Origin of the sequence: Mucilaginibacter jinjuensis (assembly GCF_028596025.1) — a bacterium.
Taxonomy (GTDB): Bacteria; Bacteroidota; Bacteroidia; order Sphingobacteriales; family Sphingobacteriaceae; genus Mucilaginibacter; species Mucilaginibacter jinjuensis.
This window is the reverse complement of the sequence record NZ_CP117167.1, coordinates 431,109-447,898: the sequence shown is the minus strand read 5'-3', so window position 1 is coordinate 447,898 and position 16,790 is coordinate 431,109. Positions and strand designations below refer to the sequence as shown.

The following is a 16,790-nucleotide window of genomic DNA, read 5'->3' as shown; positions in this document are numbered from 1 at the left end:
CCAAATCATTCTATTCATTTCAAACTATTCTCTTTGCGCACTCCCCCTTTATTTATATTTTAGAGAAAACTTAGACTTTATATATGATACATCTAAAACAAACCTGGGCTACGCTGGCAGCTATTTGCCTTATTTCTGTTCTTTTTACATCCTGCGGAAAAAAAACTTCAGATGATCCCAATCCTGATGACAGCAAAACAACTTCTACATCCTATCAACCCCTCACAGTAAATTCTACCTGGACATATTTAACAGACTATCCCACTACCGACAACGTTGTACTAACGGCCACCGCCTCAACCCAAACCTTTAACAATAAAGCTTATACAGTAGTGCAGTCCAAAGGCGCAAAACTTGGTTCACAAAACCAATATTTTTACAACGCCAATCACCTTTATAATTACAGGGTACCGATTGACGGCATGGGCACAATTGACTTTACTTATTTAAATGATAACGCTGCAGTAAATGCCACATGGAAAGCCAATGTTACCGATAATGGCTCTCTTAATGGTATACCAGCACAAATGACTGGCACAATAACTGAAAAAGGCATTACAAAAACAGTTTCGGGCAAACAATATACAGATGTTATTCATACTACCATACTACTCCAATACAACGTCGCATCAACTTATACCACCTTTGCCACCTATGAATTTTATGTTGCCAAAGGTATAGGCATTATCGAAATGGATTCGAGCACCTTTGGGTTAACAAGCACATTAAAACTACAGAGTTATCAGATAAAATAGGCTCATCTTTTTTCCTGTCGTTCTGAGTGCTAACGAAGAATCTTCTACTTCAGGAATTTCTGGCGAAGAAGATTCTTCACTATCGTTCAGAATGACAAAAACGGAATTGTAAGTATCACGCGAAACAACTACTCACCAATCAACTCAATCCAACTACTCACTAACACCTCAACTCGCCTGCGGAAAATAAGTATTCACCAGTTTTACAACCGTTTCCGGGCGCAGGGGTTTGTGCATAAAAGTTACAATATCTTCATCACGAAGGGCGCGTTCTCTGTCGTCGGGGTTTAAGGAAGTGGTGAGCATAATAACCACCATGCGCGATTTCTGGCCTTCATCCAATCCGCGGTAAACATCCATAAAGTCCCATCCGTTCATACCGGGCATATTAATATCTAAAAATATAATACCAGGGCGGGGAATGGTATTGGTATCGGCATACTTACCTGTATAAGTTAAAAATTCGAGCCCTTCTTTAGCTGATGTGGCCACCTGTACATGTGCCGGAATGCTCGATTTTTCGATAACCTTGCGGTGGATAAAGTTGGTTGGGATATCGTCGTCTATTAATAAAATGCAGTTAAGGTGGTTTAAACTATTCATTAGTTATATGGAGGGGTGCTTATTAAATTTCTATGTTAAAATAAAAGGTACTGCCTTCGCCGGGTACCGATTCGGCCGAGATTTCGCCGTTGTGGAGTTCTACTATCTTTTTGCAATGCGCCAGGCCAATGCCGCTGCCATCATAAGCATCGCGGGTATTAAGGCGTTGAAATATCAGGAACACTTTTTCTATGTATTCGGGCTCTATACCAATACCGTTATCAGAAACAGCAAAACGCCAGCCATCGCTATAAGATTGTGCCGAAACCGAAACCAGTGGTACCACATCCTTTTTCCGAAACTTAATGGCATTGCTTATGAGGTTGTAAAACAACTGCTTTAGTTCAGGTTCGTACCCCATAATTACCGGCATCCGCCCATAATCAACCTGTGCGCCCGATACCAGGATTTCATCATGCAGGTCAATGCAAACGTCGGATAATAATTTTTGGCAATCTACATCACTAAGTACACGCTTACGGCCAATGCGCGAGTAGTCGAGCAAACTTTTCACCATGTTACGCATCCTGGCAGATGATTGTTTAATGAATGAAAAATACATCGCCTGGCTGCTGTCAAACTCCTGGCCGTACTCTTCTTCAATCAGTTCAACAAAATTTTGTGCGGTTAGCAGGGGCTCCTGCAAATCGTGCGAAGCGATGTATATAAACTGATCAAGCTCCTTGTTCTTCACCTCCAGATCATGCACATGTTGTTTAATCGCTTTTTCGGCCAGCATTTTAGTGGTCAGATCGTGCACTATCTTAATAAAGCCTATTACCTGCCCATGCTCATCATGCAAAGCAGTAATAACCACGCTTCCCCAAAAACGCGAACCGTCTTTACGGATGCGCCAGCCATGCTCTGCAACCTTACCATTGCGTTTAGCAAGGTCTATTAAAGTTTCGGGCCGGCCGTTGCGGCGATCTTCATCATTATAAAATATGCTGAAATTTTTACCGATTACTTCGGTTAGCTGGTAGCCTTTTATTTTTTCGGCCCCTTTGTTCCAGTTTTCAATATTACCGCCACTATCGAGTGTTAAAATTGCGTAGTCCTCAATTTCTTCAACAACCTTTAATAAACGCAAATCCCGAAGCTCCTGGTCAGACCGCTCGTTTTGTTCCAATGTAATACAATAGTTTTTAAGGGTAGTATCGCATTTAATATCGCAGAACATTAAATACAGCATTTAAATATAGGTAAGGTATTGTAACTATATAAGCCGGCAAAGTAACTAACCTGTTACCATTGTTTTTTAAATATAACACAGCGCAAGTATTTACCCAATACAACAAATGCCTTAACTAATGAATAAACATTTAATTAAAAATCACACAGCAGCTATACAGTCTGCACTCATTTATACACATTGCTTTTGCTTACTTCTTTTAGTGGTGCTTTTTATTTGCTGCTTTATAGCGTACTAAACAGTATCTGATATATTCCTAATATGCAGCATTGGCCAAACTTAACTTATAAATAAATAAAAATAACCCTTAATTAATTGTTGGCATATTAATTGTAAACTTCACCATGTATTGCAGATGCAGTACAGAAACAAATAAATATCTATACCATGGAAACCATCGAAAAATCAGTAGAAGTATTAAACGACTTAATAGAAATTAACAATGACCGCGTTGAAGGTTTTGAGAAAGCGATTGCAGATTTATCTGACAATGACTCGGACCTGAAATCATTATTTCAGGACTACGCAACACAAAGCCGCAGAAATACGCAGGAGTTAACGCAAGCCGTATCGAGATATGATAATGACGTACAAACCGGCTCGAGCGTAAGCGGAGCTATCCACCGTGCCTGGATTGATGTACGTGCCATATTTACCGGTAAAGACCGCGCAGGTATTTTAGCCGAATGCGAACGCGGCGAGGATGCCATTAAAAAAGCATACCAGTCGGCCTTAACAGACGGTGATCTGTCGGGCGAATTATCTGTACTGGTATCTCGCCAGGCACAGGAACAAAAATTAGCGCACGACAAAGTGAAAGCTTTGCGCGATAGTTCAAAATAAATCAATAGGTAAGTTTTACTAATAAAGAAGGCCGGTCCATAATAGATTGGCCTTCTTTATTATACACCCGATTGTAATCATTCAACTTATCAACAATTATTAACACATTAATAATATACTACTCAAACTATATTCATAAGCATTTCGTTATTTACAATATACTAATTGCTTAAGAGCCAATTTTAAACAGCTTCGAAAAAACCGGGGCATGTCCATAAAAATTTTGTACTTTTGCAGCATTTTATAAACACCTTCATATAATACGTTAAGTGGTTATTCTTATATTCTTTTTGGCTCACTGGTTTCTGTCTTTGTTCTTTCAAACATTCTTTTTGCACAGATACGCTTCTCATAAAATGTTTACTACAAACAAATTTTTTGAGCGCACCTTCCATGTGATGACCTTTATTTGCCAGGGTTCATCTTTCTTAAACCCAAGGGCTTACGCCATTATGCACCGCGAGCACCATGCTTACAGCGATACCGAGAAAGATCCGCACTCACCTCACTTTTTTACTGATGTAATTCAGATGATGTGGCATACAGTATTAAGCTTTCGCGAACACGAAAAACAACTGAGAGAACCCGAAGCCCGTTTCAAAGGCAACTACCCGGAATGGCGCTTATTAGACTATTATGGTTCAACTTTGGTGTCGCGTATCATTTTCGGTTTGCTATATGTAGCTTTTTATGTAGTGTTTGCTACTCAATGGTGGATGTACCTTTTATTGCCTATCCACTTTATGATGGGCCCTATCCACGGTGCTATTGTTAACTGGTGCGGCCATAAATATGGTTATGCCAATTTCGACAATAATGATAAATCGAAAAACACCACCCCGTTCGACTTCTTAATGCTGGGTGAATTATTTCAGAATAATCACCATAAGCACCCTAATAGCGCTAACTTTGCTAAACGTTGGTTCGAGTTTGATCCTGTTTACCCGGTTATGAAACTAATGCACTGGGCACGCATTATCAGGCTGCGCAAGGCCTATTAACTAACCAATAATATTATAAGCCCGTAAAAGCGGGCTTTTTCAATTTTCAATAATATACCCTATGAGCACTTCACAGCTTGCACAAACCCTTAAGGGATCGGAGATCATTAAGATTGGTGCCGAAATTAACGAGTTAAAAAGACAAGGACAGCAAATTGCCAACCTAACCATCGGCGATTTCGATTCTAACATTTATCCGATACCCGATGAACTGAAGCAGGGTATTATTGATGCTTATAACCATAACCAGACCAACTACCCACCGGCTGATGGTGTAGCTACCCTGCGCCAGGAAGTGTCTGATTTTCTGAAAAAACATTACGGTTTAGATTATAATTCAAATCAGATCCTCATCAGCAGTGGCTCTCGCCCGTTGATCTATTCTACCTTTTTGGCTTTGGTTGATAAAGGCGACAAAGTGGTTTACCCTGTACCATCATGGAATAACAACCACTACTGCCACTTAACCGCAGCCGAAGAAGTACAGATAGTAACCCGTGCAGAGCATGATTTTATGCCAACGGCAGATGATATCCGCCCGCACTTAAAAGGCGCTACATTACTGGCGCTGTGTTCGCCATTGAACCCAACGGGTACCATGTTCGATAAAAAGGATCTTGAAGAAATTTGCGATCTGGTTATCGAAGAAAATGCATCACGCTTACCGGGCGAGAAACCATTGTACATGATGTACGATCAGATCTACTCTATGTTAACCTTCAACAAAGAGCATGTTGATCCTGTTAGTTTACGCCCCGAGCTGAAAGATTATGTGATCTACATCGATGGTATCTCTAAATGCCTTGCTGCAACCGGCGTAAGAGTAGGTTGGGGCTTTGGTCCGGAGAAAATTATTGGTCAAATGCGTTCAATAGTAGGTCACATGGGTGCATGGGCTCCAAAACCAGAGCAGGTTGCTACTGCCGAGTTTATTAAAAGCGAAGAACCGTTAAACAATTACTTAACCAAATTTAAAGGCGAAGTAAAAACCAGCCTTTCGTTACTTTATGATGGTTTCCAGCAATTAAAGGCAGAAGGGTTTAGTGTTGATGCCATCCAGCCAATGGGTGCCATTTACTTAACCGTTAAGGTTGATTATATCGGCAAAACTACCCCAACCGGCGAGGTATTGAATTCATCAGCAGATATTAATTTCTATTTAATTAAAGAAGCTAAGGTTGCCCTGGTACCATTCTCTGCTTTCGGTACAGATGATAGCATTACCTGGTTCCGCGCTTCGGTTGGTACCTGTACGCACGAAGATATCCGCCAAATGATACCGCGTATTAAAGATGCGCTGGCAAAGTTGAGTTAGACGTGGGACGTTTTACGTTAGACGTTTAAGAAGCAAATAAATGTTAAAAAGCCTCTGGATTTATCATCCAGAGGCTTTTTTAGTTTAATAATACAACCAATTAAAACATATCTGCCCCTAATTGTATTACGTATTATTAAACACACACGTTTTATAGGCTACCTGCCTTAAAACGTACAACGTCCCACGTAAAACGTATAACGTACAATGACCCGAGGTAAAGAGAAAGCAGAAACTGTAGAAAAAGAACTAACCTATATCCAAAAAGTATGGCATACGGTTGCCATTGTAGCCCTGTTGGTAGTAGTAATACTAATAGCACGGGTAGCATTTAATGTGCTGTTGATGGTGCTGGCGGGCGCATTAATATCTACATATTTCCACGGACTTGGTGATATTATTCAGCGTAAAACTAAATGGGGGCGCAAACCGGCTATGTATTTATCGGTAGTTGGTACTTTTATCATCGTGGCTGCATTGCTTTGGTTTATGGGCGCCAATATCCAAACCCAGGTAAAGGAATTAAGCGATACCCTGCCGCATACCGTAGCCAATTTTAAATCTAAACTGGCAGAAACATCACTCGGCCAAAAGGTGCTCGATTATACATCTGACGATGATAACTCGCAGAAACTTTTTGTAACCGCACAGCATTTTTTCAGTACCAGCTTCGGTGTTTTGGGCAATATTTATATCATACTGTTCTTATCCATCTTCTTTACACTAAACCCCTCTGTATATAAAGATGGCATCATCATCCTCATCCCTCATGATCGTAAAGAACTGGGCCGATGTATTATAGACCGTATCAGTTTCTCATTAAAAGGCTGGCTTAAAGGCATGCTACTATCAATGGTATTAATTACCATTATGCTGCTTATCGGGTTAAATATCATGAGTATACCGGCGACATTGGTACTGGCCTTATTTGCGGGTATGCTTAAAATCATCCCCAACTTCGGTTCATTGGCGGCTATGATACCGGGTGTTTTATTGGCTTTAACCGTAAGCCTTAATACAGCGATTATTGTATCGCTCATTTATATCGTATCGCAAACCATCGTTAGCAATATTGTAACGCCGATTATCCAGAATAAGATGATCAAGCTGCCACCTGCGTTAACCATTATCAGTCAGGTTTTAATGGGTACGCTTTCGGGTGCATTGGGGATCATCCTGGCCGTACCATTGCTATCAATTGTATTTATTTTGGTTGATGAGCTCTACGTTAAAAAGATCAATGACCCCGAAGATGTGAAAGCAGTAAAAGCCAAACCTGATCCGGAGTTAACGGATTAAAGAGTTGGACGTTATACGTAGCCCCGACAACCGATAACTGGCAACCGACAACAGAATCACGCTGCCGATATAAACTTCACCAAACTCCGTTTAGCTACAGGCAATAAGGTTTGTTCCAAGGGGAAAGCAATATCACTCTGTACATAATATACTGCCGGGTTGGGCAAATGCTTGCGGTGTTTAACCAGATCAAGCTTTACAGATTCGGGCGTATTGGCAATTCCTTGCTCAAAAGTGTCTATAAACTCAATGTTGATGCCGCGATACTTATCGTCCTTATTTTCAAAAAAAGTGATGTGATATTCGTAAATCCAGTTGGTTTTATCACTGCCATTACGCAGGCTAAAGTAACCATGATAAGGCAGCAACGGCACCACACCTACCGGGTCTATATTGATATGCCGTTCCACAAAATCATATAGCTCTTTACCTGTTTGTATAGCCGGATCCATTTTACTGATGGCGTAGGTAATAATGCGTTCAATCTCATACATCGAGTTATCGTCCTGTATAATCTTTTTGTACGTGAGCTTTACTGCTTCAATATCTGCTTTACTTAAACGTTGCGGAAAGGCCTGCTGCAACACCGATTTGTTGTGCTTAAAATCCATCAGGTTATTGTAATGGAATATCAGGTCGGTAAGGTTAGGGTACAGGTTGTTTTTATCAAAATGGCGGTTAATCTGCTGCATATAATCCAACAGGATATATTTTTTATGTTCAAAGTCAATACAGCCGTCAATAAACCAATTAATACCCAACGATTTCATTTTTGATTAACTCCTTTCTGATAACCTTAAATTAAATAAAAAAAGGCATTTTTGCAATTATGCCCACCGGAACACTTTACTTAATACCAGTTCCGCTTGCCGATGCTGCAGCGGCAAAATCTTTTACGCCCTACCTGGTACAAACTATTAATAGCATTACCGAGTACATTGTTGAGAATGAAAAAACTGCCCGCAAGTTTCTGAAAGAAGCCGGACTGCAAACACCGCAAAGTCAACTCATTATCCACGATTACAGTAAACATGCCCGCAATGCTGACATTAGCACTTTCTTTACCGGACTATTAGCCGGCCGGGATGCAGGCTTAATGAGCGAAGCCGGCTGCCCTGGTGTAGCTGACCCAGGTGCCGATGTGGTTGCCGAAGCGCACCGCCGAGGTATTAAGGTAGTGCCATTGGTTGGGCCCAGTTCTATCCTGCTGGCTATTATGGCTTCAGGTTTTAACGGGCAAAGCTTTACATTTCACGGGTATCTACCCATTGATAAAGCCGATCGTAGCCGACGTATTAAAGAATTAGAAAGCTTTACCGAACGCTTAAAGCAAACACAGCTGTTTATTGAAACCCCTTTTCGCAATAATGCTTTGTTGGAAGAGATATTGAAAAGCTGCAAGCCCAATACCCGCCTTTGCATTGCCTGCAACTTAACAGCCGAAGACGAGCTGGTGAAAACACAAACCGTTGTGGCCTGGAAAAAAGCAACGCCCGACTTGCATAAAAAACCAACCATATTTCTATTATTCCACGCCTGATGAATATTAGCAACCAGCACACCAAAGTTTTAATTGTGGGCGCAGGCCCCTCGGGTTTAATGATGGCAGCGCAGTTGTTGCGATACGGTATTGAACCTGTTATTATCGATAGCAAACTTGGCCCAACAGATCATTCACAGGCATTGGCTGTGCAGGCCCGGTCAATGGAGATCTATCGACAGATGGGTTTGGTAGACCAGGTTTTAAAAGAAGGTAAACCCAACGCCGGGTTGCAGTTTTTTTATGGCGATAAGCTCACGGGTAAATTTCCACTATCCGATACAGGCCAGGGCGAAACGCCTTACCCTTATATATTCATCTACCCGCAAAATAAAAATGAGCGTGTACTACTTGGCGATTTAACCAAAAACACCACGCCTGTTTACTGGAATACCAGTTTAACGCAGCTCGTTCAGAAAAGCAAAACTGTAGAGGCCACGGTAACTACAAATGGTATTGAAGCCACAATTACTGCCGACTGGGTTATTGGCGCCGATGGTGCACACAGCACAGTGCGCAAACAATCAGGCATTCATTTTAGTGGTGATACTTACGCCCATCTGTTTTATTTGGCCGATATTATATCGAACCACGATGATGATTACATTAAACTGCATTTAACAAACAAGGGCTTCGCCGGCTTTTTCCCTACACCCGATAAAAACGGCTTCCGGGTGATTGGCAGTCTGCCCCCTGAGTTTGAAGGTAAGGAGGATATTAAGCTGGAAGATATTTTACCGTATGCAGAAGAAATAACACAAGGCCCTATCGTAGTCAACAAATGCAACTGGTTTACCACCTATAAATTACATCACCGTATGGCCGATAAATTCCGGTCAGGCCGCTGCTTTTTAATTGGCGATGCCGCACATATCCACTCCCCCGTTGGCGGTCAGGGTATGAACACCGGTTTACAAGATGCCTACAACCTGGCCTGGAAACTGGCCGGTGTTATCAACAATAAGATACACGAAGGTATACTGAACAGCTATGCTGCCGAGCGGATGCCGGTTGCCAAACAATTATTAGAAACCACTGACAAGGCTTTTAATATCATTATGTCGCAAGCCTGGTGGGCGCGTTTTTTTAAAAGATTTGCACTGCCTAAAATACTATCTATGATGTGGGGTAATGCTGGTGTTAAGCAAAACTTTTTTCAGCGTGTATCTCAGCTTGGTATAAACTATCGCCACAGCCATATTAACCTACACCTAAGCCATGCCCATAAAATCAAGGCAGGTGACAGGCTACCCTACCTGAAACTATACGACGAGAAGAAGCAAATAGAGACAGATCTGCATGCCTGGTGCAGCAAACCCGGTTTTACTATGATTATCTTCGGTAGATTGGCCGAGTTGGAACTGTTAGCTTTTGCCCGCTGGATCACTCATTTTTATGGTTCGGGGCTTAACTTTTTTTATCTGCCACCATCAGACCGAAACCAGCATATTTTTGAGGCTTTTGAGATCAGACAGGACCATGTAAAAACTCTTGTGGTAAGGCCCGATAATTACATTGGCTTTATGAGCGACACAACTGATATAGACATCATTAATAATTATATGCAGAGTACTACCGGATTAATCAGCCTAAAAAAATCCTGATTGACAAACTGTTAAACATTTAGTGGCACAATGATTGCATTTGCCAACTATATGTAATTATTGTAATATGGGAAAGCGCATTTTAGTGGTCGATGACGATACCGGGGTTTTAGAAGTACTAACAGAGATACTTTACATTTATGATTTTGATGTAAAAGCTATTTCGCAGGGAGAATTGGTTTTTGCCGAAGCGAATAATTATCACCCCGATTTAATTTTAATGGATGTAATGCTCTCGGGCATGGATGGCCGTAATATTTGCAAAAGCCTGAAGGCCGACCCCGAATTAAACCGTATACCGGTGATCCTGCTTTCGGCTAATGTTAATGCTTATAATGTAATGTTTGATAAAGGCGCACCCAATGATTTTGTAGCCAAACCTTTTGATATGGATAACTTAATCCACCGCATCGAGCTGCAATTAGCTGCCTGATATTAGCCGTGTATGTTCTCTATTTTGCCGTAGTTTTTAATTACGTTGGCTTCGTAAACCAGGAAATCGGCCCAGCGCTTATCTACATCAATCCCATCATTGTATTTTTTGGCAAATTTCAGGAACATGGTATAATGCCCGGCTTCGCTGATCATCAGTTCGTGGTAAAATTCGGATAGCTCCTGATCGGCAATATTCTCAGATAAAACCTTAAAACGTTCGCAGCTGCGAGCCTCTATCATCGCCGAAAACAGCAACCTGTCTACCCGTTGTATACTGCGGCCACCGCCTTTGTGCAGAAACTTAAAAAGCTCGTTCACATAGTGGTCTTTCCGTTCGCGGCCTAATGTATATCCACGCTTAACAATAAACTCGTGTACGCGCTTAAAATGATCCATTTCTTCACGCACCAAATCGGCCATTTCCTGTACCAGATCGGGCAAGTCGGGGTTTTGTACAATAATGGTGATGGCATTACTGGCCGCCTTCTGTTCGCAAAAAGCATGGTCGGTCAATAATTCTTCAATATTGCTTTCCACCACATTTTTAACCCAAAGCGGGTCTGTAGGTAGCTGTAATTTTAAAATGGTTTTCTCGCTCACAAAAGCAAAGATAACGTAAGATATTAAGAACCGGGGTAATGATTGTAGAAAAGCGGGGTAGCACAGTGGTGAGAATATGCTACGACCCGATTAGAGCGATTTGTTACATTGCAAATGCTAAGGTTCTTTCTACCGGCTTATCACCTGCGTTTTCGCGGTTTTTAACCTGTAGTCTGGCCTTCTCAATATTCTGCCATAACAGCAATTCATCTACCAGATCATCAACAGAAAATGTATCCGGAAGTTGATTAATTAGTTCTTGAACTTTGTGTTTCGTTAACATATTAATCTCGTTTATTTCTGGTGTCAAAGATACAGATTTACTAACATGGGTTAACTTTTTCTACAAAAATGACAATTGAGAAACCCACCCACTTTTTATTCTGTGTTACAATAAAGTTAAAGAAATATTATGCCGGAAAGCAACTAACTATACAGATTTTTATTTTCTATAAACTTCAAAACCGGGTCGGGTACAAAGTATTGCACATTCTTTTTAGCCGCGATAGACTTGCGGATAAACGTTGCAGAAAGCTCCATCAGCGGTGTCATGGTGATGGTTACCGATGGGTGATTAGCCAGGTCGGCATTTTCATAACCGGGGCGTGGGTATACGTAAACGCGGTAATCGCGCAGTATGAGCTTATAGTTTTTCCACTTGGGTAATGAGATCAGGTTATCAGAACCCATAATGAGCGCAAACTCATGCTCGGGATATTTCTCTTTAAGCAGGGTAAGGGTATCGATGGTGTACGATGGTTGCGGCATTTTAAGCTCAATATCGCTAACCGAAATATTCTCCGAATTATCTGTAGCCAGGCGCGCCATCTCAAGGCGGTCGTAGGTATTAATCAGGTCGCCCAGCTTCTTGAAGGGGTTTTGCGGCGATACTACCAGCCAAACTTTATCAAGTTCGGTATGGTTGGCCATATAATTAGCAATAATTAAATGGCCTATATGTATAGGGTTAAAAGAGCCGAACAACAAGCCTATCTTCATTTTCTACAATACCGGATTTTGAATTATATAGGCAATATATTATAATTCCATTAAGAAAACAACTAAGTGTTTAATAATATCAAACCAAACAGCTTATTCCTTTATAAAATCTTTTACCAACTGCTCTGCTTCTTTACAGGCAGTTTCAAGGTCGTGATTTTTTAGTATCACATCAAAGCGTGGTGCGTAGTTTAATTCCTTTTCTGCTTTCTCAAATCGCTCTTCCAGCTTTTTAACGCTATCGGTACCGCGGCCGGTTAATCTTTCTTTCAATACCTCCAGTGATGGTGGCTGAACAAATATGGCCAAAGCCTGGTTGCCATACTTGCGCTTAAGGTGCAAGCCGCCCTCAACATCAATATCAAATATCACGGTTTTACCAGTTTTCCAGATACGTTCAATTTCTTCGCGCAGCGTACCGTAAAACGTGCCGCTATATACTTCCTCAAACTCAACAAAATGCTTTTTGGCAATACGGTGCAAAAATTCTTCTACACTAATAAAATAATAATCGGTTCCGTTACGCTCGTCGCCTCGTGCTTCGCGCGTAGTTGCCGAGATAGAAAACTCCAGCTCGGACATTTTAGATAGCAGGTGATGTACTATGGTAGTTTTACCGGCTCCCGACGGTGCAGAAAATATAACCAGTTTGCCTTGGGTCATAATATAGTTTTGAGTTAGTGAATGAGTGAGTTAGTGAGTTATATCGAATGGTGAGCTTGACATTCACAACTCAACACTCACTAACTCACTAACTATCCACTACAACACGTTTAATAGTTGTTCTTTAATTTTTTCAAGTTCTTCTTTCATGCCTACTACCAGCTTTTGGATGGCAGCGTCATTGGCTTTTGAGCCCAGGGTATTAATTTCCCGGCCTATTTCCTGCGATATAAAGCCAAGTTTTTTACCATTGGCATCATCACTTTTCAGGGTTTCCAAAAAGTAGTCGCAATGGCTTTTTAGCCTTACTTTTTCTTCGGTAACATCAAATTTGTCGATGTAATAGATCAGTTCCTGCTCCAGGCGGTTCTGGTCAACGTTTTCACGGCCAACGGCATCAGAAAGGAAGGTTTGCAAACGTTCGCGAACCTGGGCAACACGCTTTGGTTCTTCTAAAACTACCTGCTCCAGGTTTTGCAGTATGATAGCAATGCGGCCACGCACTTCGTTCTCCAAAACAGCGCCTTCATCAATCCTGAACTGCTGAAATGCTGCCATAGCCTGCTTAAAGGTTTTATCGGCTTCTTTCCATTGCTCGTCTGATAGGGTTTCTTCATCAAACTTAACCACCTCTGGTAAGCCTAATGCCAGTTGCAGCAGGTTACTGGTAGGTTCGTTTAGGCTTTCGCTTACCGATTTAAGCTGATCATAATAGTGTTTCAACAAAACGGTATCGATACCTGCAGCTTTGGCTTGCTTGTCAGCTTGCTCAATATTAATGCTGAGGTTTACTTTACCACGCTCGATCTGCTTGTTACAGTCCGTACGTAATTGAAACTCTTTTTCGGAAAAAGCTTTGGGCATGCGCAGCGACAACTCGAGGAACTTGCTGTTGAGCGATTTAATCTCAACTGTGTATTTGGTGCTGCCAGAGTCGGAAACAGCGATGCCGTACCCTGTCATTGACTTTATCATGTGCAAAGATACAGTTTTGTTGATTAAGTTGGAATACGTTGATTGAGTTAGGGCTTTAGTTGATTGGGGTTGACATGTTAAGTAGTTGATTAAGTTATATAATACAGAACTTAATCCAACTCAATCAACAATCAACTTACTTAACTCACTCCAACCACTCACTAACCTTTAACACTTTTTCACAATTCAATTACATGGTTATGGCTACCTTTGTACGATATGTTGAGGGGAATTTTCAAGAGCTTAATACTTTACATCTGCTTTTTACCTATGCTAAGCTATGGGCAACAGGTAGAGGCAATACGTGGAATTGTGTTTAAAAAAGGTATGCTCGAGAAAATCGCGGGAGCTAACATTACCAACTTAAAAACTAATGTTACCACATCAAGCAACCTATACGGCGAATTTAATGCCAAGGTGAGTGTGGGCGATACGTTGCTGATTATAAAAGATGGATATACCCCTTTTAAGCAGGCTATCGGAAATTTCAGTACGCTTTATATTAGTTTATTACCCGTTATTGCGCTTAACGAGGTGCAGGTAAAAGGACAAACCAAAAAGCAGGAATTGAGCGGTTTTATGAACGATTACCGCAGTAAAGGCATTTATTACGATGGCAAACCATCGGTACTTAATTATATTACCAATCCCATCACTTCGTTATACGAGGCCTTTGGTAAAGCACCGAGCCAGGCCAGAAATTTTGCCCGCTTTGCCAAGACAGAACAGGAAGCAACTGAGGTGGATAAAAAATATACGCCTGAAATAGTATCACGCACCACAGGTATGCAGGGAGACAGCGTTCGATTATTTATGCTGAGCTACCGCCCATCACACGATGATATTGCCAAATGGGACGATTATGAGATTATCCTGTATATCAAAAAATCGTACGCTTCTTTCAAGAAAAACGGAGCTATTGTACCGGTTAATATCTTTAAACAACCGAGCAATAATTAGATCCCAAGCGCTTCGCAGGCCTTTTCGGCAGCCAATTTTTCGGCCAGCTTTTTGCTGAATTCTTTGCCGCTGCCCATCACCTCGCCATCTATGTTTACCGAGATGGTAAAAAGTTTGTTACTTTCACCTTCCTGGTTAGTAATCTGCTCAAAAACGATGTCTTTGCCGTGGCGCTGGCACCACTCAATCAGCTTACTTTTAAAGTTAGTTTCGGTCTGCTCCAGCGTATGGATGTCGATGTGCGACTTGATAATGTGATTGATCAGGAAGTTCTTGGTGAAATCGTAACCCTTATCCAGGTAAACAGCACCAACCAATGCTTCAAAAGCATCTCCTAATAATGATCCCTGCCGGGTGGCGCTGATCATGCGGTTATCATACTCAACCAGTTTATCAAAACCCAGTTTGCGGGCCAGCTGGTTTAAATTAGCACGGTTAACAATTTTTGAACGTAGTTCGGTTAAAAAACCTTCGTCTTTGTAGGGGTAAAGTTTAAACAAAACTTCGGCTACAACGCTGCCTAAAACGGCATCGCCCAAAAATTCGAGCCGTTCGTTGCTGTTCTTAACACCTTTCTTAACGTTTTGTGCAACCGATTTATGGCGAAATGCCAACCGGTATAAAGACAAATTGCCCGGCACAAAGCCGAGCAAATTCTTTAATGTTTTTACGTACTTTCTGCTTGGTGATAGATAAAGCTTATAAAACCGTCTTACTGGCATTAAACCGTTAATTAGTCTTCGTACTTTTTAAATATCACAGAAGCATTATGGCCGCCAAAACCAAAACCATTACTTTGCGCAGCACGCACTACACGTTTCTGAGCTTTATTAAAGGTAAAGTTGATCTTAGGGTCGAACGCCGGATCATCAGTAAAATGGTTGATGGTAGGCGGAATAATGTCATTTTTAACAGCCAGAATAGCAGCAATAGCTTCAACCGCACCGGCAGCACCTAAAAGGTGACCTGTCATTGATTTGGTAGAGCTAATGTTAATACGATGAATATGCTCACCGTAAGCCTCTGTAATGGCCTTAACCTCTTGCGGATCGCCTATTGGTGTAGATGTACCGTGTACATTCACATAGTCGATATCTGCAGGGGTCATGTTAGCATCTTCTAAAGCGGCTTTCATTACTAAAGCGGCGCCTAAACCTTCGGGGTGCGGTGCAGTCATGTGGTAAGCATCGGCACTCATGCCGCCGCCCATCATTTCTGCATAAATTTTAGCACCACGCGCTTTAGCGTGTTCCAGTTCTTCCAGTATAATGGTACCTGCACCTTCGCCGGCTACAAAGCCGTCGCGGTCAAGATCAAACGGGCGTGAAGCCGTTGCCGGGTCATCATTACGGGTTGATAATGCATGCATGGCGTTAAAGCCACCAATACCAGCCTCGTTAATAATAGCCTCAGAACCACCGCTGATAAACATATTTGCTTTGCCTAAACGGATATAGTTAAAGGCATCGATAAGCGAATTATTTGAAGAGGCACATGCCGAAACTGTGGTAAAGTTCGGTCCGCGTAACCCGTATTTAATAGAGATATGGCCTGGGGCAATATCGGCAATCATTTTAGGGATAAAGAAAGGATTAAAACGCGGTGTACCATCACCTTTAGCAAAAGCAACTACCTCATCCAGAAACGTTTTAAGACCGCCAATACCTGATCCCCAGATAACACCTATACGGTTGGTATCCAGTTTATCAAAGTCAAGGCCAGCATCTTTAACCGCTTCTTCGGTTGAATATAGTGCGTATTGCACAAAAGGATCTAACTTGCGGGCATCTTTGCGGCCCAAAAAAGCATCGGCATCAAAGTTTTTTACCTCGCAGGCAAACTTAGTTTTGAAGTTGGTTACGTCAAAACTTTTAATAAAGGCAGCCCCACTCACTCCATTGATCAAACCGTCCCAGTATTCTGGAACGCTATTGCCAATTGGAGTAAGTGCGCCAAGCCCGGTTACTACAACTCTTTTAAACTCCATTTAAACGTAGTAAGAGGAG

The 16,790-nt window shown here is 41.7% G+C and carries 19 protein-coding genes; 9 read left to right on the top strand and 10 right to left on the bottom strand.

Annotated features, from left to right (window positions below; translation table 11 throughout):
* Nucleotides 1-83 precede the first annotated feature (83 nt).
* The gene (locus PQO05_RS02060) at nucleotides 84-755 is read left to right on the top strand and encodes a hypothetical protein (RefSeq protein WP_273630977.1); all 672 of its coding nucleotides are present in this window, start codon (nucleotides 84-86) and stop codon (nucleotides 753-755) included.
* A gap of 168 nt (nucleotides 756-923) precedes the next feature.
* On the opposite strand, the gene PQO05_RS02055 is transcribed toward PQO05_RS02060, so the two are convergent.
* Both PQO05_RS02055 and PQO05_RS02050 read right to left on the bottom strand, forming a co-directional pair.
* Nucleotides 924-1,358 (bottom strand): response regulator, encoded by a 435-nt coding sequence (locus tag PQO05_RS02055; RefSeq protein ID WP_273630976.1) that lies wholly within the window; start codon nucleotides 1,356-1,358, stop codon nucleotides 924-926.
* A 22-nt stretch (nucleotides 1,359-1,380) separates the two neighbouring features.
* Nucleotides 1,381-2,550: a sensor histidine kinase gene (locus PQO05_RS02050; RefSeq protein WP_273630975.1), complete on the bottom strand. Its 1,170-nt coding sequence runs from the start codon at nucleotides 2,548-2,550 to the stop codon at nucleotides 1,381-1,383.
* Nucleotides 2,551-2,937: 387 nt separating this feature from the next.
* Here PQO05_RS02050 and PQO05_RS02045 point away from each other — a divergent pair, with 387 nt between their 5' ends.
* The 4 genes from PQO05_RS02045 to PQO05_RS02030 all read left to right on the top strand — a co-directional run bounded on the left by PQO05_RS02045 (nucleotide 2,938) and on the right by PQO05_RS02030 (nucleotide 7,008).
* Nucleotides 2,938-3,393 carry a ferritin-like domain-containing protein gene (locus tag PQO05_RS02045; RefSeq protein ID WP_273630974.1) on the top strand — a complete coding sequence of 152 codons (456 nt, stop codon included), beginning with the start codon at nucleotides 2,938-2,940 and terminating at the stop codon, nucleotides 3,391-3,393.
* Nucleotides 3,394-3,662: 269 nt separating this feature from the next.
* Nucleotides 3,663-4,394 carry an acyl-CoA desaturase gene (locus PQO05_RS02040; protein WP_273630973.1) on the top strand — a complete coding sequence of 244 codons (732 nt, stop codon included), beginning with the start codon at nucleotides 3,663-3,665 and terminating at the stop codon, nucleotides 4,392-4,394.
* 61 nt (nucleotides 4,395-4,455) lie between these two features.
* Entirely contained in the window at nucleotides 4,456-5,709 is a 1,254-nt protein-coding gene (locus tag PQO05_RS02035) for a pyridoxal phosphate-dependent aminotransferase (protein WP_273630972.1), read from the top strand.
* A gap of 207 nt (nucleotides 5,710-5,916) precedes the next feature.
* Nucleotides 5,917-7,008, top strand: a complete 1,092-nt coding sequence (locus PQO05_RS02030) for an AI-2E family transporter (protein WP_273630971.1) — start codon at nucleotides 5,917-5,919, stop codon at nucleotides 7,006-7,008.
* Between the two features lie 56 nt (nucleotides 7,009-7,064).
* On the opposite strand, the gene PQO05_RS02025 is transcribed toward PQO05_RS02030, so the two are convergent.
* Nucleotides 7,065-7,778 carry a hypothetical protein gene (locus PQO05_RS02025; RefSeq protein ID WP_273630970.1) on the bottom strand — a complete coding sequence of 238 codons (714 nt, stop codon included), beginning with the start codon at nucleotides 7,776-7,778 and terminating at the stop codon, nucleotides 7,065-7,067.
* 59 nt (nucleotides 7,779-7,837) lie between these two features.
* Here PQO05_RS02025 and PQO05_RS02020 point away from each other — a divergent pair, with 59 nt between their 5' ends.
* The 3 genes from PQO05_RS02020 to PQO05_RS02010 all read left to right on the top strand — a co-directional run bounded on the left by PQO05_RS02020 (nucleotide 7,838) and on the right by PQO05_RS02010 (nucleotide 10,585).
* Complete coding sequence (locus PQO05_RS02020; protein WP_273630969.1) at nucleotides 7,838-8,548, top strand: SAM-dependent methyltransferase; 711 nt, start codon at nucleotides 7,838-7,840, stop codon at nucleotides 8,546-8,548.
* Nucleotides 8,548-10,152, top strand: a complete 1,605-nt coding sequence (locus tag PQO05_RS02015; RefSeq protein WP_273630968.1) for an FAD-dependent monooxygenase — start codon at nucleotides 8,548-8,550, stop codon at nucleotides 10,150-10,152. Before PQO05_RS02020 ends, PQO05_RS02015 begins: the two co-directional genes overlap by 1 nt.
* 67 nt (nucleotides 10,153-10,219) lie before the next feature.
* A complete protein-coding gene (locus PQO05_RS02010) occupies nucleotides 10,220-10,585 on the top strand; it encodes a response regulator (RefSeq protein ID WP_273630967.1) in 366 nt (121 codons plus the stop codon).
* Nucleotides 10,586-10,587: 2 nt separating this feature from the next.
* On the opposite strand, the gene PQO05_RS02005 is transcribed toward PQO05_RS02010, so the two are convergent.
* The 5 genes from PQO05_RS02005 to PQO05_RS01985 all read right to left on the bottom strand — a co-directional run bounded on the left by PQO05_RS02005 (nucleotide 10,588) and on the right by PQO05_RS01985 (nucleotide 13,824).
* Nucleotides 10,588-11,187, bottom strand: a complete 600-nt coding sequence (locus tag PQO05_RS02005) for a MiaE family protein (RefSeq protein WP_273630966.1) — start codon at nucleotides 11,185-11,187, stop codon at nucleotides 10,588-10,590.
* Nucleotides 11,188-11,290: 103 nt separating this feature from the next.
* Nucleotides 11,291-11,470: a hypothetical protein gene (locus tag PQO05_RS02000; protein ID WP_273630965.1), complete on the bottom strand. Its 180-nt coding sequence runs from the start codon at nucleotides 11,468-11,470 to the stop codon at nucleotides 11,291-11,293.
* 143 nt (nucleotides 11,471-11,613) lie between these two features.
* Nucleotides 11,614-12,186 carry a nicotinate (nicotinamide) nucleotide adenylyltransferase gene (nadD, locus tag PQO05_RS01995; RefSeq protein WP_273630964.1) on the bottom strand — a complete coding sequence of 191 codons (573 nt, stop codon included), beginning with the start codon at nucleotides 12,184-12,186 and terminating at the stop codon, nucleotides 11,614-11,616.
* Nucleotides 12,187-12,279: 93 nt separating this feature from the next.
* Entirely contained in the window at nucleotides 12,280-12,849 is a 570-nt protein-coding gene (gene gmk, locus PQO05_RS01990) for a guanylate kinase (RefSeq protein WP_273630963.1), read from the bottom strand.
* 99 nt (nucleotides 12,850-12,948) lie between these two features.
* Nucleotides 12,949-13,824, bottom strand: coding sequence for a YicC/YloC family endoribonuclease (locus tag PQO05_RS01985; RefSeq protein ID WP_273630962.1), 876 nt, complete (start codon nucleotides 13,822-13,824; stop codon nucleotides 12,949-12,951).
* A 270-nt stretch (nucleotides 13,825-14,094) separates the two neighbouring features.
* Here PQO05_RS01985 and PQO05_RS01980 point away from each other — a divergent pair, with 270 nt between their 5' ends.
* Entirely contained in the window at nucleotides 14,095-14,784 is a 690-nt protein-coding gene (locus PQO05_RS01980) for a hypothetical protein (RefSeq protein WP_273630961.1), read from the top strand.
* Here PQO05_RS01980 and rnc read toward each other — a convergent pair.
* Together rnc and fabF are read right to left on the bottom strand one after the other, a co-directional pair.
* Nucleotides 14,781-15,506: a ribonuclease III gene (rnc, locus tag PQO05_RS01975; protein WP_273630960.1), complete on the bottom strand. Its 726-nt coding sequence runs from the start codon at nucleotides 15,504-15,506 to the stop codon at nucleotides 14,781-14,783. The two genes, PQO05_RS01980 and rnc, sit on opposite strands and share 4 nt — an antisense overlap.
* Before the next feature lie 11 nt (nucleotides 15,507-15,517).
* Entirely contained in the window at nucleotides 15,518-16,771 is a 1,254-nt protein-coding gene (gene fabF, locus PQO05_RS01970) for a beta-ketoacyl-ACP synthase II (protein WP_273630959.1), read from the bottom strand.
* Nucleotides 16,772-16,790 lie beyond the last annotated feature (19 nt).

Bases quoted from the DNA above. Each gene is read 5' to 3' on its own strand.
- PQO05_RS02030 (WP_273630971.1), top strand. From the start codon at position 5,917: ATGACCCGAGGTAAAGAGAAAGCAGAAACTGTAGAAAAAGAACTAACC.
- PQO05_RS02020 (WP_273630969.1), top strand. From the start codon at position 7,838: ATGCCCACCGGAACACTTTACTTAATACCAGTTCCGCTTGCCGATGCT.
- PQO05_RS02050 (WP_273630975.1), bottom strand. From the start codon at position 2,550: ATGCTGTATTTAATGTTCTGCGATATTAAATGCGATACTACCCTTAAA.
- PQO05_RS02000 (WP_273630965.1), bottom strand. From the start codon at position 11,470: ATGTTAACGAAACACAAAGTTCAAGAACTAATTAATCAACTTCCGGAT.
- PQO05_RS01980 (WP_273630961.1), top strand. From the start codon at position 14,095: ATGCTAAGCTATGGGCAACAGGTAGAGGCAATACGTGGAATTGTGTTT.
- PQO05_RS01985 (WP_273630962.1), bottom strand. From the start codon at position 13,824: ATGATAAAGTCAATGACAGGGTACGGCATCGCTGTTTCCGACTCTGGC.
- nadD (WP_273630964.1), bottom strand. From the start codon at position 12,186: ATGAAGATAGGCTTGTTGTTCGGCTCTTTTAACCCTATACATATAGGC.
- PQO05_RS02035 (WP_273630972.1), top strand. From the start codon at position 4,456: ATGAGCACTTCACAGCTTGCACAAACCCTTAAGGGATCGGAGATCATT.
- PQO05_RS02015 (WP_273630968.1), top strand. From the start codon at position 8,548: ATGAATATTAGCAACCAGCACACCAAAGTTTTAATTGTGGGCGCAGGC.
- fabF (WP_273630959.1), bottom strand. From the start codon at position 16,771: ATGGAGTTTAAAAGAGTTGTAGTAACCGGGCTTGGCGCACTTACTCCA.
- gmk (WP_273630963.1), bottom strand. From the start codon at position 12,849: ATGACCCAAGGCAAACTGGTTATATTTTCTGCACCGTCGGGAGCCGGT.
- PQO05_RS02045 (WP_273630974.1), top strand. From the start codon at position 2,938: ATGGAAACCATCGAAAAATCAGTAGAAGTATTAAACGACTTAATAGAA.
- PQO05_RS02055 (WP_273630976.1), bottom strand. From the start codon at position 1,358: ATGAATAGTTTAAACCACCTTAACTGCATTTTATTAATAGACGACGAT.
- PQO05_RS02010 (WP_273630967.1), top strand. From the start codon at position 10,220: ATGGGAAAGCGCATTTTAGTGGTCGATGACGATACCGGGGTTTTAGAA.
- PQO05_RS02060 (WP_273630977.1), top strand. From the start codon at position 84: ATGATACATCTAAAACAAACCTGGGCTACGCTGGCAGCTATTTGCCTT.
- PQO05_RS02025 (WP_273630970.1), bottom strand. From the start codon at position 7,778: ATGAAATCGTTGGGTATTAATTGGTTTATTGACGGCTGTATTGACTTT.
- rnc (WP_273630960.1), bottom strand. From the start codon at position 15,506: ATGCCAGTAAGACGGTTTTATAAGCTTTATCTATCACCAAGCAGAAAG.